This window comes from Acinetobacter sp. TR3, from assembly GCF_027105055.1.
Taxonomy (GTDB): domain Bacteria; phylum Pseudomonadota; class Gammaproteobacteria; order Pseudomonadales; family Moraxellaceae; genus Acinetobacter.
On the sequence record NZ_CP114264.1, the window covers coordinates 2223094 to 2239550 of the forward strand.

At 40.0% G+C, this 16457-nt stretch carries 19 protein-coding genes; 4 read left to right on the forward strand and 15 right to left on the reverse strand.

Annotated features, from left to right (window positions below):
• Positions 1 to 7: 7 nt before the first annotated feature.
• Genes tauC through tauA form a run of 3 tightly spaced genes read right to left on the reverse strand, consistent with a single transcriptional unit; the run spans position 8 to position 2727 of the window.
• The gene (gene tauC / locus O1449_RS10535; RefSeq protein WP_269229898.1) at positions 8 to 889 is read right to left on the reverse strand and encodes a taurine ABC transporter permease TauC; all 882 of its coding nucleotides are present in this window, start codon (positions 887 to 889) and stop codon (positions 8 to 10) included.
• Positions 886 to 1677 carry a taurine ABC transporter ATP-binding protein gene (locus tag O1449_RS10540; protein WP_269238276.1) on the reverse strand — a complete coding sequence of 264 codons (792 nt, stop codon included), beginning with the start codon at positions 1675 to 1677 and terminating at the stop codon, positions 886 to 888. Before O1449_RS10540 ends, tauC begins: the two co-directional genes overlap by 4 nt.
• Positions 1678 to 1686: 9 nt before the next feature.
• A complete protein-coding gene (tauA, locus tag O1449_RS10545; protein ID WP_269238277.1) occupies positions 1687 to 2727 on the reverse strand; it encodes a taurine ABC transporter substrate-binding protein in 1041 nt (346 codons plus the stop codon).
• 259 nt (positions 2728 to 2986) lie between these two features.
• Between tauA and chrA the strand changes: the two genes are divergently transcribed.
• Positions 2987 to 4330 (forward strand): chromate efflux transporter, encoded by a 1344-nt coding sequence (gene chrA / locus O1449_RS10550; protein ID WP_269238278.1) that lies wholly within the window; start codon positions 2987 to 2989, stop codon positions 4328 to 4330.
• Between the two features lie 47 nt (positions 4331 to 4377).
• Here chrA and dmeF read toward each other — a convergent pair whose 3' ends face one another.
• Positions 4378 to 5325: a CDF family Co(II)/Ni(II) efflux transporter DmeF gene (dmeF, locus tag O1449_RS10555; protein WP_269229895.1), complete on the reverse strand. Its 948-nt coding sequence runs from the start codon at positions 5323 to 5325 to the stop codon at positions 4378 to 4380.
• Positions 5326 to 5381: 56 nt separating this feature from the next.
• Here dmeF and O1449_RS10560 point away from each other — a divergent pair, with 56 nt between their 5' ends.
• Positions 5382 to 5648 carry a metal/formaldehyde-sensitive transcriptional repressor gene (locus O1449_RS10560; protein WP_269238279.1) on the forward strand — a complete coding sequence of 89 codons (267 nt, stop codon included), beginning with the start codon at positions 5382 to 5384 and terminating at the stop codon, positions 5646 to 5648.
• Here the strand turns inward: O1449_RS10560 and O1449_RS10565 are convergent.
• The 11 genes from O1449_RS10565 to O1449_RS10615 form a co-directional block, all read right to left on the reverse strand.
• Complete coding sequence (locus O1449_RS10565) at positions 5643 to 6260, reverse strand: ATP-binding cassette domain-containing protein (protein ID WP_269238280.1); 618 nt, start codon at positions 6258 to 6260, stop codon at positions 5643 to 5645. The genes O1449_RS10560 and O1449_RS10565 overlap by 6 nt on opposite strands.
• A 2-nt stretch (positions 6261 to 6262) precedes the next feature.
• Entirely contained in the window at positions 6263 to 6946 is a 684-nt protein-coding gene (gene modB / locus O1449_RS10570) for a molybdate ABC transporter permease subunit (RefSeq protein ID WP_269238281.1), read from the reverse strand.
• Between the two features lie 10 nt (positions 6947 to 6956).
• Positions 6957 to 7715: a molybdate ABC transporter substrate-binding protein gene (gene modA / locus O1449_RS10575; protein ID WP_269239704.1), complete on the reverse strand. Its 759-nt coding sequence runs from the start codon at positions 7713 to 7715 to the stop codon at positions 6957 to 6959.
• A gap of 554 nt (positions 7716 to 8269) precedes the next feature.
• On the reverse strand, positions 8270 to 8959 hold the full coding sequence (locus O1449_RS10580; protein WP_269238282.1) for an SDR family NAD(P)-dependent oxidoreductase: 690 nt from the start codon (positions 8957 to 8959) through the stop codon (positions 8270 to 8272).
• Position 8960: 1 nt separating this feature from the next.
• Positions 8961 to 9734: an SDR family NAD(P)-dependent oxidoreductase gene (locus O1449_RS10585; protein WP_269238283.1), complete on the reverse strand. Its 774-nt coding sequence runs from the start codon at positions 9732 to 9734 to the stop codon at positions 8961 to 8963.
• Complete coding sequence (locus O1449_RS10590) at positions 9731 to 10414, reverse strand: glutathione S-transferase family protein (RefSeq protein WP_269238284.1); 684 nt, start codon at positions 10412 to 10414, stop codon at positions 9731 to 9733. The genes O1449_RS10585 and O1449_RS10590 overlap by 4 nt, the downstream gene beginning before the upstream one ends.
• Positions 10415 to 10430: 16 nt before the next feature.
• Complete coding sequence (locus tag O1449_RS10595) at positions 10431 to 10889, reverse strand: DUF6632 domain-containing protein (RefSeq protein ID WP_241335226.1); 459 nt, start codon at positions 10887 to 10889, stop codon at positions 10431 to 10433.
• 63 nt (positions 10890 to 10952) lie between these two features.
• On the reverse strand, positions 10953 to 11393 hold the full coding sequence (locus O1449_RS10600; protein ID WP_269238285.1) for a PaaI family thioesterase: 441 nt from the start codon (positions 11391 to 11393) through the stop codon (positions 10953 to 10955).
• A gap of 35 nt (positions 11394 to 11428) precedes the next feature.
• On the reverse strand, positions 11429 to 12340 hold the full coding sequence (locus O1449_RS10605; protein WP_269238286.1) for an alpha/beta fold hydrolase: 912 nt from the start codon (positions 12338 to 12340) through the stop codon (positions 11429 to 11431).
• Positions 12337 to 13272, reverse strand: coding sequence for a metal-dependent hydrolase (locus O1449_RS10610; RefSeq protein WP_269238287.1), 936 nt, complete (start codon positions 13270 to 13272; stop codon positions 12337 to 12339). Before O1449_RS10610 ends, O1449_RS10605 begins: the two co-directional genes overlap by 4 nt.
• Before the next feature lie 16 nt (positions 13273 to 13288).
• A complete protein-coding gene (locus O1449_RS10615; protein ID WP_269238288.1) occupies positions 13289 to 14155 on the reverse strand; it encodes a metal-dependent hydrolase in 867 nt (288 codons plus the stop codon).
• Positions 14156 to 14321: 166 nt separating this feature from the next.
• Between O1449_RS10615 and O1449_RS10620 the strand changes: the two genes are divergently transcribed.
• Together O1449_RS10620 and O1449_RS10625 are read left to right on the forward strand one after the other, a co-directional pair.
• Complete coding sequence (locus tag O1449_RS10620; protein WP_269238289.1) at positions 14322 to 14780, forward strand: winged helix-turn-helix transcriptional regulator; 459 nt, start codon at positions 14322 to 14324, stop codon at positions 14778 to 14780.
• A gap of 145 nt (positions 14781 to 14925) precedes the next feature.
• Positions 14926 to 16455, forward strand: coding sequence for a cryptochrome/photolyase family protein (locus O1449_RS10625; RefSeq protein ID WP_269238290.1), 1530 nt, complete (start codon positions 14926 to 14928; stop codon positions 16453 to 16455).
• The last annotated feature ends 2 nt before the right edge of the window (positions 16456 to 16457 follow it).

The window sequence follows — 16457 nt, forward strand, 5'->3', positions numbered from 1 at the left end:
CTCACACTTATAACTGTTGGCCATACCAAGGAGATAATTGCTTCTGTAACCAACGCAAAAACAATTCAAAACTAACCGCGACGATCGCAATCACAATAATGCCCAGCACCACGGTATCGGTGATCAGGAACTGTGCCGCAGACTGCACCATAAAACCAATACCGCGATCTGCTGCGACTAATTCCGAAGCCACTAGAGTCGACCAGCCCACACCTAAACCAATACGAATACCCGTTAAAATATGCGGTAAGGCCGTCGGCAGAATCACATGCCAAAACACTTGGGATTGGCTCGCCCCTAAAGACAATGCTGCACGCTCGCGGTTGAGCTGATGGCTGAGTACGCCATGGGTACTGCTGATAATCACAGGTGCAAGGATCGAAAAGAAAATCAAAAGCACTTTAGTGGTTTCACCAATCCCGAACCAGATCACCAATAGTGGCAAATAGGCCAAGGGTGGAATCGGACGCAATAACTCGACCAATGGATCAAGCACTGCACGTACCCATTTGTTTAAACCCATCCATAAACCTAAAGGCACACCAATGGCAATCGCAGCAACTAAAGCCAATAAGACACGAGAAATACTCGCGGCCAAATGCTGCCACAAGGTGGCTTTCATAAAGCCTTGTTGGCTAACTTCAAGGAACTTCTGCCATACCGCTTGTGGGCTTGGCAAAAATAAACTCGGAACAATTTTTAATGCCGTGATCAAATACCAAATTACCAATACGCTCAAAACACTGGAAAGACTGAGTGCTAAACTACGATGATGAATAAAGAAAGCACCAATTGGACTAAAAATAGAACCCGACTGTGCTTGGTTTATCGATTGTAGTTCCTCGACCTTACTCACCTCATAGGCTGTATTCTTTGCTTGCCCTGTCATACAACCACCTCATGCCCTACCTGTTTCTGCACACGCAGGCGTTCAAACAATTGCTCGCGTAATTGAATAAATTTAGGATCAGATTTAATTGCACGGATCGATTCACCTTGCTTATAACGGTCAGCGAAATCCAGTTTTAAAGTTTCGACAATCTTACCTGGACGAGCCGTCATCAACACCAATTGATTACTCAGCAATAGTGCTTCTTCAATGTCATGGGTAATCAGGAAAAAGGATTTATTTTGCTCAATCCATAAATCCAAAACCAACTGCTGCATAGTTTCACGGGTAAAAGCATCAAGCGCAGCAAAAGGTTCATCCAGCAAAATGAATGCCGCATGGCTGATCAGGGCACGTGCAATACCAACGCGCTGTTTCATACCACCTGACAATTCCCAAATATTGGCTTTAGCCACATGACTCAAGCCGACAATTTTAAGAATTGCATCGACTTGCTGTTGAATGTCTTGCGCTTTCAAACCTTTGAGCTGCAAAGCAAAACTGATATTTTCAGAGACATTTAACCAAGGTAATAGCGCATGATCCTGAAATACCACCGCACGGCGTGCATCTGGCGCAGTCACCACTTCATGATCCAGTGTAATCTGCCCCGAACTTGGCTTTTGAAAACCCGCCAAGATGTTGAGCAATGTTGTTTTACCACAACCAGACTCCCCCAAAATCACAGTCAAAGTGCCTTCTTCAATCTTCAGATTGATATCTTGTAATACAGGCACGGTCTGTTTTGGAAAGGTTAAATGAAGATGCTCGGCAGCTAATACGCTCATTTAGATCTCCTATGGCTGTAAGAATTGGGTGGTGACATTACCTTGATAATCAGGTTTTACTTGATCCACCTTGCCTTGGCTTTTGAGGAAAGTTGCTGTGTCGAAAATATTTTTGGCGAACTCACCCGCTAAAGTCGCGTGTTGTTGCTGACCATTCAGATAAATATTGCCTGACAACAGTAAGGGAATATCTTTCACATCAGAGCCTGTCAGCTGAGCAATTTTCTGGATATTGTCCGCATTTTGTTCAAATGCTTTTGGATCCTGCTGATACGCTTCAACTTGTTTCAAGCTGGTTTTTACGAATGCTTTTAAGAACTCTGGATTTTTTTCAGCGAAATCTTTACGAACCACCCATAAATCATAGGTTGGTGCGCCCCACTCGCCGACTTGTTTCGAATCTGTTAATACATGACCACTGGCTTTGACTTTGCTTAATGCAGGTTCCCAAACATAAGTCGCATCAATATCACCACGCTCCCAAGCTGCTGTGATTTCAGGCGGACGTAAGTTAATAATCTTGACTTGGTTATCCGCAATATTCCAATGCTTGAGCGCTGACAATAAGCTGTAATGCGTGGTTGAAACGAATGGTACGGCAATGGTTTTACCAATCAAATCTTGAGGGGTTTTAATGCCTGATTTGTTACTCACCACCAATGCCTCTGAACCGCCTAATTTAGCCGTCACCAGAAATACCTCAATCGGTAAATCACGACTTGCAGCAGCAGCTAGAGGACTAGAACCGATATTTCCGATTACCACATCACCCGAAGCCAATGCATTAACCACATCTGAACCTGCATCAAATTTGCGCCATTGAATTGCTTGATTACTATCACGTTCATAATCACCATTGGCTTGTGCAACCTTGGTTGGATCAACACCTGTTTGATAGGCAATCACCACCGCTTTATTATTTTTAGACTGAACAGGTACAACATCTTTTTGATTTTGATAGACAATAAAAGCAACAATCGCCACAAGGACGATCGCTGTAACAATTAGCGGCTTAGAGTTCTTGATGCCCATAATTAGATGATCTTTCAACAATATAGGCTTATGGTATGCGGCATGCTTTATGATTAAAAATAAGAAAAAGTGCGTTATTTATATTTTTTATCGATATAAACACTTTATTTTTATTATTTTGCAATCAGAAAAATTTATTAAAAGTCATTAATTTGAATTATTAAAGCAATTAAATATATAAAGAAATGAATTGGATTCATTTAGAATCGACAACTTCTTATGGTGTGCAATACAACTCGCGATATTCAGAAAATAAACGCTCTATCTGAGAATAATTATGCAGCAATCTGACCCAATAAAAGCTCTGGACTCTATCCCTTTTTGGCAAGCTTTTTTATTTTGGCTGAAATTAGGCTTTATTAGTTTTGGGGGGCCAGCAGGTCAAATCGCAGTGATGCACCAAGAATTGGTTGAACAGAAACGTTGGATTTCTGAAAAAAGATTCCTACATGCACTCAACTATTGCATGCTTTTACCTGGCCCTGAAGCACAACAACTCGCCATTTATATTGGTTGGTTGATGCATCGAACCGCAGGTGGCTTAGTTGCAGGCATTCTATTTGTGCTGCCTTCTTTATTTATTCTAATTGCCTTGTCATGGATTTATGTACAGTTTGGTGATGTGCCGATTATTGCTGGATTATTTTATGGCATCAAACCTGCAGTCACGGCGATTGTGTTTCATGCAACCTATCGCATTGGCAGTCGCTCACTCAAAAACAATTTCTTATATTTGATTGCCGCTGCTGCTTTTATCGCGATCTTTTTCTTCAATATTCCCTTTCCATTGATTGTATTGAGTGCCGCGATACTGGGCTATTTACTGAGTAAAAAGCAACCACACTTATTTGCAACTCAAAGCACCCATCAAGGCAAGCAAAAACATTATGGTGCTGCCCTGATTGACGATGATACGCCTCCTCCTGCACATGCTATTTTCCGTTGGACTCAACTGACTAAAATCCTCGTTATTGCAGCATTATTATGGTGTATCCCAATCATCAGTTTAACCCTAAGCTTAGGATGGGAACATGCTTATACCCAAATGGCATGGTTCTTTACCAAAGCTGCATTACTGACATTTGGTGGAGCTTATGCCGTATTACCCTATGTTTATCAAGGTGCGGTGAATCACTATGCATGGCTCAGTCCAACCCAAATGATTGATGGATTAGCATTGGGTGAAAGTACCCCAGGCCCACTGATTATGGTGGTTGCATTCGTTGGGTTTTTAGGGGGCTTTAACCATGCCTTATTAGGTGCAGATCATCTGTTCTTGGCGGGTGCACTCGGTGCTGTCATTGTTACATGGTTTACTTTTTTATTTTCCTTTGTGTTCATTCTCGCAGGTGCTCCGATTATTGAATCCACTCATAATGAACTTAAATTTACTGCACCACTTACGGCAATTACCGCTGCTGTCGTGGGGGTTATTCTCAATCTGGCACTGTTCTTTAGTTATCATGTGTTGTGGCCACAGGGTTTCGATCACGCTTTTAATTATGAAGCGGCAATCATCACAATTGCTGCAATGATTGCGCTGTTTAAATTCCAAATAAATGTGCTCTATGTGATTTTCGCTTCTGCACTTTGTGGTTTAGTTCTATACCTATTTGTATAAAAATCCTCACTAGAGTTGATGCATAAATCAACTCTAGTCATTCCAATCTATTGAATATGATGAATTTCCACCGATGCATGCACAATTTCCTCATGAATTGCCAATGCAGCTTTGACTTGATCAGGATTAAGATCAGACATCGTTGTTTCTAATCCAAGAATACAAGAAAATTTGCCTCTTCCAACCTTCCAAACATGTAAATCTGTAATCTCAACTTGTGGAAATTCGGCAATCACCTCTTTAATTTCTTGCACCACAGGATGCCCCATTTCAGCATCGATTAATGTTTTTCCTGTTTCTTGCATAAGTCCCCAAGACCATTTCGCAACCAGTAATGCACCAATAATTCCAAGCAAGGCATCTAAAAAATTCCAGCTAAAATATTTCGCAGCAAATAAAGCAATAATCGCGAGCACGGAAGTCACTGCATCCGCAACCACATGTAGAAATGCGGCTTTTTGATTTAAATCATGATGATGGTGATCATGTGGGTGATGATGATCGTCATGATGATGCTCATGCGAATGATGATGGTGTTCATGCCCACCCTCATGTAATAACCATGCGCAGATCAGGTTGACGATCAGCCCAATGATTGCAATTGGAATGGCCTCATTGAAATGAATGGTAACAGGATGAAATAATCGTTCGATGGACTGAATCCCCATCAATAAAGCAACCACCATCAGCAAAATCGCACTGCTATACCCTGCGAGTATTTCTATTTTCCATGTCCCAAAACTAAAGCGTGGGTCATCGGCATAATGACGTGCCATTCGATAAGCAAAATAAGCTAGACCTAAAGCCAGCATATGTGAACTCATATGCCAACCATCAGCGAGCAATGCCATTGAGTTAAACAACCATCCCCCTAAGATTTCAAACACCATCATGATCGCGGTCAAGATTGTAGCGATGAGAATTCTTTTTTGTGCTAAAGGATTTCCTTGATCAAACTGATGAGAATGACGGCGTTCTAGGTTAGTATGCTGCATTTGTTTTAGCTTTCAAATATACTCCCCCCTAGTATATATTTTTTTGGAAAAAAAGTATGTCTCATCTACACCATGACAAGAAAATTTTAAATCGTGTGAAACGGATTCAAGGACAAATGACGGCCGTAGAAAAGTCCTTATTAAATCCTGAAAGTTCATGTATAGAGGTATTACAGCAAGTTGCTGCGGTCAAAGGCGCAGTCAATGGTTTAATGAATCAACTGATGGAATTGCACTTGAAAGAGCATGTATTAAAAGATGTTGATCATGTCAATGATGAGGAAGTACAGAAATTTCTGGCTTTATTACAGCGCTATTTATAAATACCAGATCTCATGGGTGAGCTGCTCAATCTCAGATTTATCATGGCTGACATATAACATTGGAATGCCTAATTCCTGTTTGATCCTTTGAAAAAAAGGAATGATCTCTGCTTTATGTGCTGCATCCAATGCAGAAAGTGGCTCATCTAATAACAACAATTGTGGCGAATACAGCAATGCTCGTCCCAATGCGACACGCTGTTTTTCCCCGCCAGATAGTTTGATGGGCATTCGCTCAATCAGATGTTCTAACTTGAGTAACTCAATAATATAATCCACTTCAAACTGACGTTGCTGCGGTTGAATATGCTTAAATCCAAACAATAGATTCTGCTTGACGTTTTTATGCGGGAATAACTGCGCGTCCTGAAAGACAAGACCAATACGCCGTTGTTGTGTACTCAGATTAATTTTCTGTGCCTGATCAAACCATGTTTGATTTTTGATTTTGATCCAACCTGCTTGCGGCGTAACTAAGCCTGCAATGCTATGTAAGATCGTGGTTTTGCCTGAACCAGAAGCTCCAAATAAACCAATCACGGGCTGATCAGACTGAAAGCGTTGATCAAGATCAAATTGCCCTTGTTTGAGTTGGATATGACAATCAATCATCGTTAATGCCCACGCTTATTTTTTTGATAACGATTGAACCATTGCGCAAACCACAACGCAAAAAATGCCACAGACAAAGACAAGATAATCAATCGCCATACTGCTGCTTCAGTATCAGGCTGCTGCATCAGACTATACATCGCTAAAGGCAGTGTCCGTGTTTCACTGGCAATATTGCCGACAAAAGTAATGGTTGCACCAAACTCACCCAAACTTCGGCAAAAACATAAAATGCTCCCCACCAAAATACCACTACTGGCAAGAGGTAATGTCACCTGCATAAATGCCCCGAAGGAAGATGCACCTAAAGTTTTTGCAGCCATTTCTAAACGCTGGTCGACCAGTTCAATGGAGAGTCGAATGGATTGTACCAATAAGGGAAAGCCCATCACCGCAGAAGACAACACAGCCCCTTTCCAATTAAAAGCAAACTCTAGACCCAAGGGTGCAAGGTATTGCCCCAAAAGTCCTCGATTGCCAAATAACTGCAATAGCAAATAACCTGGTACGACGGGAGGTAAAACCAAAGGTAAAAACACCACCGTTTCAAACAGAGATTTTCCCCAGAACTCTTTTCGAGCCAAAACCCAAGCAATCAAAATAGCAGGAATCAAACTAAAGATAAGACAGGTTGCTGCCACTTTACATGACAGCTTAAGTACATCGAGTTCTTCAGGAGTCAGCATGATGATTCAGTTACTTACTTACGCTAAAACCATATTTTTTAAATACTGTCTTTGCCTGACTACTTTGTAAAAATTTATAGAATTTCATCGACTCAGCATTCTTCTTGACGAGACCCAACGGATAAATAATCGGTGAATGCGTATTCTCAGGGAATATACCTGCGACGACCACATCTTTACTAATTGCAGCATCGGTTGCATACACAATACCCACCTGACATTCACCACGCGCTACAAAATTCAAAGCAGCTCGCACATCTTCTGTTTCCACCAAACGTGGCTCAAGTTTATCCCACCATCCTAATGATGTAAGCGCTTGCTTTGCATACTTACCCACGGGCACACTTTTGGTATCGCCCGTACAGAGTTTACCTTGAATCACTTTATTCGGATCAACGTTTTTATCCATTTTTAATTTAATTGGGCGGTCTTTCGGGGTAATCACTACTAGATGATTACCCAGTAAATTCACGCGATCACTTGCTGAAACAAGCTGCTTATTCTGTAAATAATCCATCCATTGCACATCGGCCGAAATAAATACATCAGCTGGTGCACCTGCTTCAATCTGCTTAGCTAGCATTGAAGAACCCGCATACGAAGTCTTTACTTTAACTTTATTTTTTTGTTCGTAGATTGCATCTAATTCATTCACCGCATTGGTCAAACTTGCTGCAGCATAGACCGTTACAGACTCATTCGCAAAAACATTGCTACTAGAAAATACGCTACAACCAAAGATAGAACATAAAACACGGATCACTTTCATATTGATCGACATGCCACTTTTCCTCATAAATCGATATATTTTTAAAAACATATTGAAAGATAAAAATATGCTAAAAATAACAGAGATTAGGGCTTTGCTATTCTTAATGGTGTTATGAATCAAAATAAAATCTCACAGCATGATGAAATTCCATTTCACCTAATGTGAGTTCATACCAGTTTGCTACAGAAATTAAAAAAACAGCTCAATCTAGTGCAACCCAAGTTATGAAGCCTTTTCCCCTTTTGCAAAGATCGCATTTTAAAGATTCTAATTTTATTGAAATCAGAACGATAAAATATACTTCATACTTAACGATATATTCTCAAAAATATAGCGATAAGCAAAAGATTTCACTCCAAAAACACAAAAAATATCGTGAAATATGTTTCAGGAACGAATCAGACGAAAAATACTTTCTATATATTTCTAGAGTGTGGACATAGATATTTTTCAATCAGCATCAAGCAATAGCTATGCCAAAAAAATTAGATGATTAATGTAACTCACATAGAAACTGGCTGCTTTTCATTTATCATCACCTGCAACATGGACTAAATATTAATACTAAGTTCCTGACTCCAAGTCGACTCAGGTTGTTGATGAATATGCCAACAAAGATTTTGAACTGATGTCATCAATGCCTTATTTTGGCTATCCCAATCAGGCAGCATACAGTACGCAATATGGATCCCTTTCGGATGAAACTCTCTCGCCAACGATTGTGATAATGCTCGAACACCTGCAAACATGCTTTGACTCAGAAGATCGACATGTGCTGCCATCGTCGGTTGCCCTCCAAGAAAAATCAATGTCCCACCTTGCTGACGAAGCATCTGCTTGATCATGATTTGTGAAACACTGACGGCACTTAGTCCCGTATTTTGCCACTGTTGTTCAATCTGTTGAGTGAAGTCAGTTTCTTTTTGAGGATATGGATGAAAGCTAGGCTGAAATATACATAGTTCAATCTGATGTGCTTGCCATCGAATATGCTGCATCAAATCTTTTAAAGCCGCCTGATTGATTAAGTTCAAAGAGACAAACGTCAATTCAGAATTTTGAGATTCAATCTTTACCGATTTTTGCTTGGCATCATGTAAGACCTGATAAACATGTATTGCTTTATGCTTCTGCTGTTCGATACAAACTTGGCTCAAAGCTTGAATATCATCGCCGAAGAGAACAATACAAGACTGTTGCTTGAGATGTGATTGAAACAATCGTGTGAATATTTTCTTCATCTTAGAATCGCTCCTGATACGGACGTAGATCCAATTCATGTGTCCACAAATCACTACTTTGTTGAAACAGCATCCAATAATTTTCAGCAATTGCTTCGATATTTAAACCACCCGTTCCACGCGTCAACCGAGCCAAACGCCCTAAGCCAAATAAAGCCTTATTGACACGATCACCATCGACCATGCCATCAACCACCACATGCGCCACATGAATATTTTGCGATTTATAGCATTGTGCAAGATTCAAAGCATATGATCTTAATGCTGACTTCCCCATGGTAAAAGCTGCGAAAAATGGTTTTCCTCGCATTGAGGCACTTGCTCCAGTAAAGATCAACGTGCCCTTTTGTTGCTGTTCAAAAATCTTTAGGCTACTTTGCGATACCCAATAGGCAGATAAAAAAGTAGAACGCCACATTTGCGTAAAAAACTGAAGCGACGTTTTTAGGAAAATTGAAGGAACATTACCACCGACATTATGAATCACTGCTGCAATCTGTTCATCTGAATGATTGATCGAGTCAAACAAAATCTGAATTTGGACAGGGTCTTCCGCATCTAAAGATTTCGCGATTGCCGTTCCACCATGTAATCGAATTTCAGCAGCGACATCTTCAACTTTTTGCAAAGTACGCCCGACCACATAGACTTTTAAACCTGCTTGTGCGAAACGTTGTGCCACTGCCGCACCAATGCCTTGCTGAGCGCCTACACCAATCACCACTGCACATGGTGTCGGATTGGTTAGTTTTAAGCTGTTACTTGGCACACTCATAATTGGACAATCCATTGTGCAATATGTGAATAGCTCTTAATTTTAGCACCCCATACTTTACTCGTCCGCACGATTTCCAAAAGCTGTGAACCAACTGCAATATCAGCTAGTGTTTGCACATCCCCAACGAGCCAACCTGTATTGCTTAAAACCAATTCGATGCGTTCTAAATGTCGTATAAACTCAGCTTCAATATCTGCTTTTGCCATACGTCCTGTACCTTGCATTTTTAGTTGCAAACTCAGCGCTGATTTTAGTAACGGTTTCATCAAAATAACTTCATGCTTAGGACGACCTTCAGCACTCATTGCCACAGCATGATTGAATGCTTCAGCATCACTCACGCGGAAATGAATTTCATAAAAATATAGCAGCTCATCCGCCCAATCTTCCCAAAGTTCAACATAGGCGTTTTGCAAAGGATCTGCTGGATATAAACGAGGTAATTCAGGATAAGTCTCATCCAAATAACGAGCGATACGCGTACTGTCTTGAATCCGTTGACCATTAATATCCAATACAGGTACTTTACCGACTTTGCTCAACATCGGCACTTTCGCACCTAGAACCCCATTATAATTGACGGTTTCATAGGCAATGCCTTTGAACTTCAACATTCGAGCAACTTTTTGGCAGAACGGTGAAATTTCCCACTGATGTAAAACAACTGAATTTTTCATTCTTTTTTCCTGTCAATTATTGTGTTTCTTGCAAAATACTTCGGCGAGTCGGAAGCCAAAATACGATAAATAACACCAATATGCTCCAACCTAAAAGCAAATCGCCCAATAGATGTATTTTTTCATTCGGCATGACCAATGCCATTGCTGTCATTAATCCAAAATGACCTATATTTGCGATTGCGGTAAAATCCAAGAATGCGATATTTTTCTCAGGAAACTTGGCAATCTTGAGCAGAAACCATCCCCAAACAACATAAATAATCGAGATCATGGCTTCATAGTGTTCAGCATGTGGTTCTACACCGCCCCATCGAATTAAACGTAAAATCAGTCTTCCGACCTCATTTTTTAATAAATGATCAGTCCAACCAAATAGTATGGCGAATAAAGCAATACCAAAAAAAGAAATAAAACCCAATCCCATTAAAGTCATTACTTTATTGAAATGACGAGCGTAAAAATTGGTTTGCATCTTTCATCTCCAACAATTTATTCTAGTTTCGATTCAGAACCTACATACTGCCTAATACATTGATTAAGTACGGATCACCATATTGGTTGCTGTGGCATGGGCATATAATTTTCCTTCCTCATCACGCAGATAACCTTCAGAAATCACCAAATTGCGTCCAACATTAATCACTTTTCCTTCAGCGATGAGTTTTTTATTAAATGGCATTGGACGGCACATTTTGATGGCTAAATCCGTCGTACCATAACCCTCACCTGCTGCTAGCACGGTATGCGTTGCACAACCCGTCACCGAATCCAATACTGTTGCAGCAAAACCACCATGTACGCCCCCTAAAGGATTGGTATGTCGTTCATCTGCAATCGCAATAAATACAATCCGCCCATATTCAACTTCAGAAACACCCTCCATACCCATTGTTTTAGCAATTCCTGGTGGCGGCACTAAACCTTGTTGAAATGCCTGCATGATTTCTAAACCCGTCATTTGATTTGGAGTTTTCATCTGTTTGATCTCATTTTCTATGTGAAATAAAGTGTTTAAGCAATTTGCTTTGATCTACGCTGTGAAATGGATTGCACAAATTGCTGAATCTTTTCTGCAATCGGCTGTGGTTGACTTAGAATTCCCCAATGCCCTGCGCTCACTTCGGCATAGCGAATATCCTCAACCCACTCCTGCATCCCTTGACTCAACGACAAGGGTACAAACGGATCTTGATTCATCAACAACATCTGCACAGGAATGGTGGTACGACGACGTGAAGGATTTAAAAGTGGTTTTACTAAATTCTGACGATATAGCCCCAAACCGCTCTTTGCATTTCTCAGTTGTGTTGGGCTTGCTTCGACTGTGGTATTTTCTAAATAACCCACAAGCGTTGACCACAACTTATCTAAACCTAAATGCCACGTCAGTTCTGGCAATATCGGCATCTGAAACATCGCCATATAACCAGATGCGGTTATGCGCTTAGCGACATTAAAATAGCCTTGAAAATTTCGTCGAGCCAATTGACGCTGAAACCACCAACCCACATGATCCGCACTCGGTGCTAATGCGGTATAAGACGCAATTTGAGGCTTTAAACGATCCCCTAATACGGCTTCCCAAGCTTGTAAAGCGCCCCAATCATGACCAACTAAATGAACAGCTTGATCTGGACTCATTGCTTGAATGACTTGGGATAAGTCTTGTACTAAATAATCAAAAGCATAGCCTTGCGTGGTTTCAGGAATATCAGATAATCCTGTGCCTCTTACATCATAAGCAACCACATTGAAATCAACGGCTAAACGTTCGGCAACCAACTGCCAGACATCAGCAGCGTCAGGATAACCATGTACCAATACGATTGTTTCTCGATCCGCATCTAAACGCCCCCAATGATAAGCAGCTAAACAGATATTGCCTGAAAGCACATAATGCTTGGTTTTTTCAAAATGATTCATGACTGCACCTGTGTCAAAGTCTCTGCTTTTTGCTGATGAGCAAGTACACCCGCAGATTGAGCCAAATAGCTTTGCGCAAGCTCGGTTGAAGCTTCGTAGAACGGATGATAATTGGGTTTAAAGAACCGTAAACTGGTGGTAAAAAACCATACAGGACCGGGCATATAACCATTTAAATCCGAACGATGCCAAGCCTTCCAAAACGCAGGTCGCCATAAGCTTTTTTGCTGCTTCGGAATCAATGGATCATCTTGTGCAAGCTGAACCGTACCCGCTGCCATCAGGTAAGTAAAAATAGGTGCTGTCACTGCCATCACCGCAATACGCAATAGATAATTTCCAGAAATGTGCTGATAAACATCGTAAGCCACCGTGCGATGTTCAACTTCTTCGGCGCTATGCCAAGTGAATAAATCACTGACCACAGGATCACTCCCACGAGCTTCCCATTCGGAACGAGTCAAAACATATTCACCAATTGCGGAGGTAAAATGTTCTGCAGCAGCCACAAGCCCAACACGTGCATTCAGCCAAGGTCTTTGCCATGATTTCGGTAACTTAAACCCTAAAGGTTTGTCCGCTAATACATGATCAAACAGATTGACGACACGTTTATATTGCTGTTCTACATCAACGCCATAACGAACTAAATATGCGTCAATTGAGCTTTTATGTGCTTGAGAATGAATGGCTTCTTGTCGGATAAAAATTTTCGTATCTTCTCTTAGTTTTTCATCTTCAATCAATGGCAATGCTTTATTGAACATGCGGCAGAAAAAATACTCGCCACGAACCAAGGTAAAACTAAAATGATTAACACCATGACTGGCTAATGGATCTTGTGGAATCCAATGTAAGGGTGAATCATTCCATTCAAATTTCACTTGTCGAGGAATCATCGCCCAACTTGCTTTTGATGCTTGTGATTGCATGGTTTATTCCTCAAAGTTAAGCAGGTAAATGATTTTCGACTTGGGATAATCCAATTTTTACTTTGGTTTTTGCGACGATTTCAGACTCATCGCTGTCATTGGGATGAAAATTAAAACGGTAATAATCTAAAAATTTAGGAATGAAAACTTTATATTTTTCTCTGCCATGTTGTGCAAATTTAAGCCATGATTTTAAGTTTAATAATTGTTGATCACGTTTCAAAAGCACCACTTGATATGCCGTCGACATGACGGTAATCATGGCTAAACTAAAGGTAAAAATAGCAACTCGCGGAATATAAGCAGCCAATCCTTTGCCATATAAATATTCATACATATCATAGGCAACTGCTTTATGTTCTGTTTCCTCAACGCTGTGCCATAACCATAAATTACGGATGGTTTCATCGGTCATGAGTTCATTCACATCTTTCATCATTTCCACCACAAGAACGGCGGTGTAATGCTCCAAACCTACGGTAACCAATAAATTCCATTTTTTGGGAAAGGTTCGCTCAATCGCTTTCAGAATAATCCCTGTGGTTTTTTCTAATGATTCAGGATCTAAACCATACTGCTGCGCACTTCGATGAAATGCATGATGTTCTTTGGAATGCATGGCTTCCTGACCAATAAATGCACCAATATCACGATCTAACTGTTCATTATTTTTAATTCGATCTCGTAAGGCACGAACTGATCGCACAAAATAAGACTCTCCTTCTGGAAACAATGTAGACAAACCCGTGAAATAATGGGTAAACGCTGGCTCATTATTACACCAATACTTGGGCATATCCTGAAACTCATAATCCATACGACGTACTGGGAATGATGCAGGTGTTTTTTGCTTTGATTTTTCTTTCAACACTGACATAGACATAACTCACCTCAAGAATTCATCTTAAAATAGTAAGTTCCAAAAAGGAACTTATGCGAACAAAATAACTATGCTAAAATAGCTTGTCAATAAAGTAGATGTGATGGTGGCTAAAGTTGTCCTAAAATGACAGCTTGCTTCCTCTAAAGACAAACCGATGGTGTAAGCAATGAAATGGCATGAACTCGGCGAAATGAACTGTCCAATTGCAAGGACATTATCCATTTTTGGTGATCGTTGGACCTTGTTAATTATTCGTAATGCTTTTATGGCAACACGACGTTTTGATGACTTCCAAAAACAGTTGGGTATCACACGCCACTTGCTTACCGAGCGTATTAACCGATTGGTTGAAAACAAGATTTTTGAAAAAGTGCTTTATCACGAAGCTCCCAAACGCTATGAATACAAACTGACAGAAAAAGGGTTAGCGCTTTATCCCATCATTGTCTCGATGAGTGTTTGGGGAAATTTATGGCAGAATGAAGATAAACAGTTCCCAGAACTTCGCTACTTACACAAAAGCTGTGGCAATGTCATTCAACCAACGCTGAGCTGTAATTGTTGCGGTCAAAACTTAGATGCTCGTTTGATGTCACCTGTTTATTTCACTGAGAATATTTCATAGTCTATATTCAAGTTTAGCTGTTGATTTAAATGCCCATATTGCTTAATTTAAAAGCTCTCAATCCAATACAATTAAAAAGAATTGCAGTATTCACAAGAACTTTACAACCGAAAAACTATATTCAAATTTTTAAGCGTGAAAGCTTATGCGCTATGGTTTAATTTTAGGTGATCAACTTTCTGAAGAAATCGCTACATTAAAACGACTTGATAAGCATGAAGATGTGATTTTAATGGCAGAACTGGTTGAAGAAACCACCTACGTAAAACATCATCCTCAGAAAATTGCACTCATTTTTAGTGCAATGCGGCATTTCGCCAAACATCTTAAACAACAAGGATGGACTGTTCGTTATCAAGTTTTTGACCGTTCAAAAATAACAAACAATTTTCTTCAATTTCTTAAATCTCAATTAGATAAACAAGATGCAAAAGGTTTAGTCATAACCGAATGTGGAGAATACCGCTTACAATATCAAATCGAAAATAGTTGGGAAAAAGAACTCAACATTCCCGTACAAATCCTTATAGACGATCGTTTTTTCTCTTCGATTCAAGCTTTTAAACAATGGAGTTCAACTACCAAAGTCCTACGGATGGAGTTTTTCTACCGAAAGTTAAGACAGCAAACAGGCTATTTGATGCAAGCGGATAAACCAATTGGAGGAAAATGGAATTTTGATAATGATAATCGTCAAAAGTGGAATGGAACGCCCACTATCTCTCCAGCTTTATATTTTACTCGTGACCAGATTGATTTAGATGTGATCGCTTTAGTTAAAGCAGAGTTTCAAGATCATATTGGTCAAATTGATCATTTCAACTGGGCAACTACACGCCAACAAGCTCTTCAAGCCCTTGATTATTTTATCCAATATCAATTATTCCATTTTGGTCAATATCAAGATGCTATGGTCAACCAACAAGATTATATGTTCCATAGCCTCCTTTCTCCCTACCTAAACTGTGGATTACTGTCACCCAAAGAAGTTGGTGATGCTGCTGAATCAGCTTATTACAATAACCAAATTCCGTTGAACGCTGCTGAGGGTTTTATTCGACAAATACTAGGTTGGCGTGAATTTATTCGCGGCGTTTATTGGCTGTGCATGCCGAATTATCGTGATCTCAATAAATTAAATGCTAAAAGAGACTTGCCCAGCTATTTTTGGACTGCTGAAACAAAAATGCAATGTATGCATGAATGTTTAAGAAACTCTTTGGAAAATGCTTATGCTCACCATATTCAACGTTTGATGGTGATTGGTAATTTCACATTATTGAATGGCATCTCACCCAAGCAAGTCAATGAATGGTATTTGAGTGTCTATGCTGATGCATTTGAATGGGTACAACTTCCAAATACTCATGGAATGGTTTTATTTGCAGATGCTGGTCTTGTTGCAAGTAAACCTTATGCAGCATCAGGTAATTACATTCATAAAATGTCTAATTACTGTCAACACTGCCATTACAATGTAAAAACCAAAACTGATCATGATAGTTGCCCATTCAACAGTTTATATTGGGACTTTCTACATCGAAATCGAGTCTTTTTTAGTTCAAATCCGCGGATGACAATGATGTATAAGCAATGGGATAAATTAGAATTATCTGAACAAAATCGTATTTTAAAACGTGCCTCCCATCTTCAAAATCAAATCGAAGAACTCTAAAA

What these genes read in the sequence shown, in the direction of transcription:
- O1449_RS10565 (WP_269238280.1), bottom strand. Translation starts at nt 6,260, where the DNA reads ATGATTGATTGTCATATCCAACTCAAACAAGGGCAATTTGATCTTGAT.
- O1449_RS10610 (WP_269238287.1), bottom strand. Translation starts at nt 13,272, where the DNA reads ATGCAATCACAAGCATCAAAAGCAAGTTGGGCGATGATTCCTCGACAA.
- O1449_RS10585 (WP_269238283.1), bottom strand. Translation starts at nt 9,734, where the DNA reads ATGAGTGTGCCAAGTAACAGCTTAAAACTAACCAATCCGACACCATGT.
- O1449_RS10590 (WP_269238284.1), bottom strand. Translation starts at nt 10,414, where the DNA reads ATGAAAAATTCAGTTGTTTTACATCAGTGGGAAATTTCACCGTTCTGC.
- O1449_RS10580 (WP_269238282.1), bottom strand. Translation starts at nt 8,959, where the DNA reads ATGAAGAAAATATTCACACGATTGTTTCAATCACATCTCAAGCAACAG.
- O1449_RS10540 (WP_269238276.1), bottom strand. Translation starts at nt 1,677, where the DNA reads ATGAGCGTATTAGCTGCCGAGCATCTTCATTTAACCTTTCCAAAACAG.
- O1449_RS10625 (WP_269238290.1), top strand. Translation starts at nt 14,926, where the DNA reads ATGCGCTATGGTTTAATTTTAGGTGATCAACTTTCTGAAGAAATCGCT.
- modB (WP_269238281.1), bottom strand. Translation starts at nt 6,946, where the DNA reads ATGCTGACTCCTGAAGAACTCGATGTACTTAAGCTGTCATGTAAAGTG.
- O1449_RS10600 (WP_269238285.1), bottom strand. Translation starts at nt 11,393, where the DNA reads ATGAAAACTCCAAATCAAATGACGGGTTTAGAAATCATGCAGGCATTT.
- O1449_RS10620 (WP_269238289.1), top strand. Translation starts at nt 14,322, where the DNA reads ATGAAATGGCATGAACTCGGCGAAATGAACTGTCCAATTGCAAGGACA.
- chrA (WP_269238278.1), top strand. Translation starts at nt 2,987, where the DNA reads ATGCAGCAATCTGACCCAATAAAAGCTCTGGACTCTATCCCTTTTTGG.
- O1449_RS10560 (WP_269238279.1), top strand. Translation starts at nt 5,382, where the DNA reads ATGTCTCATCTACACCATGACAAGAAAATTTTAAATCGTGTGAAACGG.
- O1449_RS10615 (WP_269238288.1), bottom strand. Translation starts at nt 14,155, where the DNA reads ATGTCTATGTCAGTGTTGAAAGAAAAATCAAAGCAAAAAACACCTGCA.
- dmeF (WP_269229895.1), bottom strand. Translation starts at nt 5,325, where the DNA reads ATGCAGCATACTAACCTAGAACGCCGTCATTCTCATCAGTTTGATCAA.
- tauC (WP_269229898.1), bottom strand. Translation starts at nt 889, where the DNA reads ATGACAGGGCAAGCAAAGAATACAGCCTATGAGGTGAGTAAGGTCGAG.
- modA (WP_269239704.1), bottom strand. Translation starts at nt 7,715, where the DNA reads ATGAAAGTGATCCGTGTTTTATGTTCTATCTTTGGTTGTAGCGTATTT.
- O1449_RS10595 (WP_241335226.1), bottom strand. Translation starts at nt 10,889, where the DNA reads ATGCAAACCAATTTTTACGCTCGTCATTTCAATAAAGTAATGACTTTA.
- O1449_RS10605 (WP_269238286.1), bottom strand. Translation starts at nt 12,340, where the DNA reads ATGAATCATTTTGAAAAAACCAAGCATTATGTGCTTTCAGGCAATATC.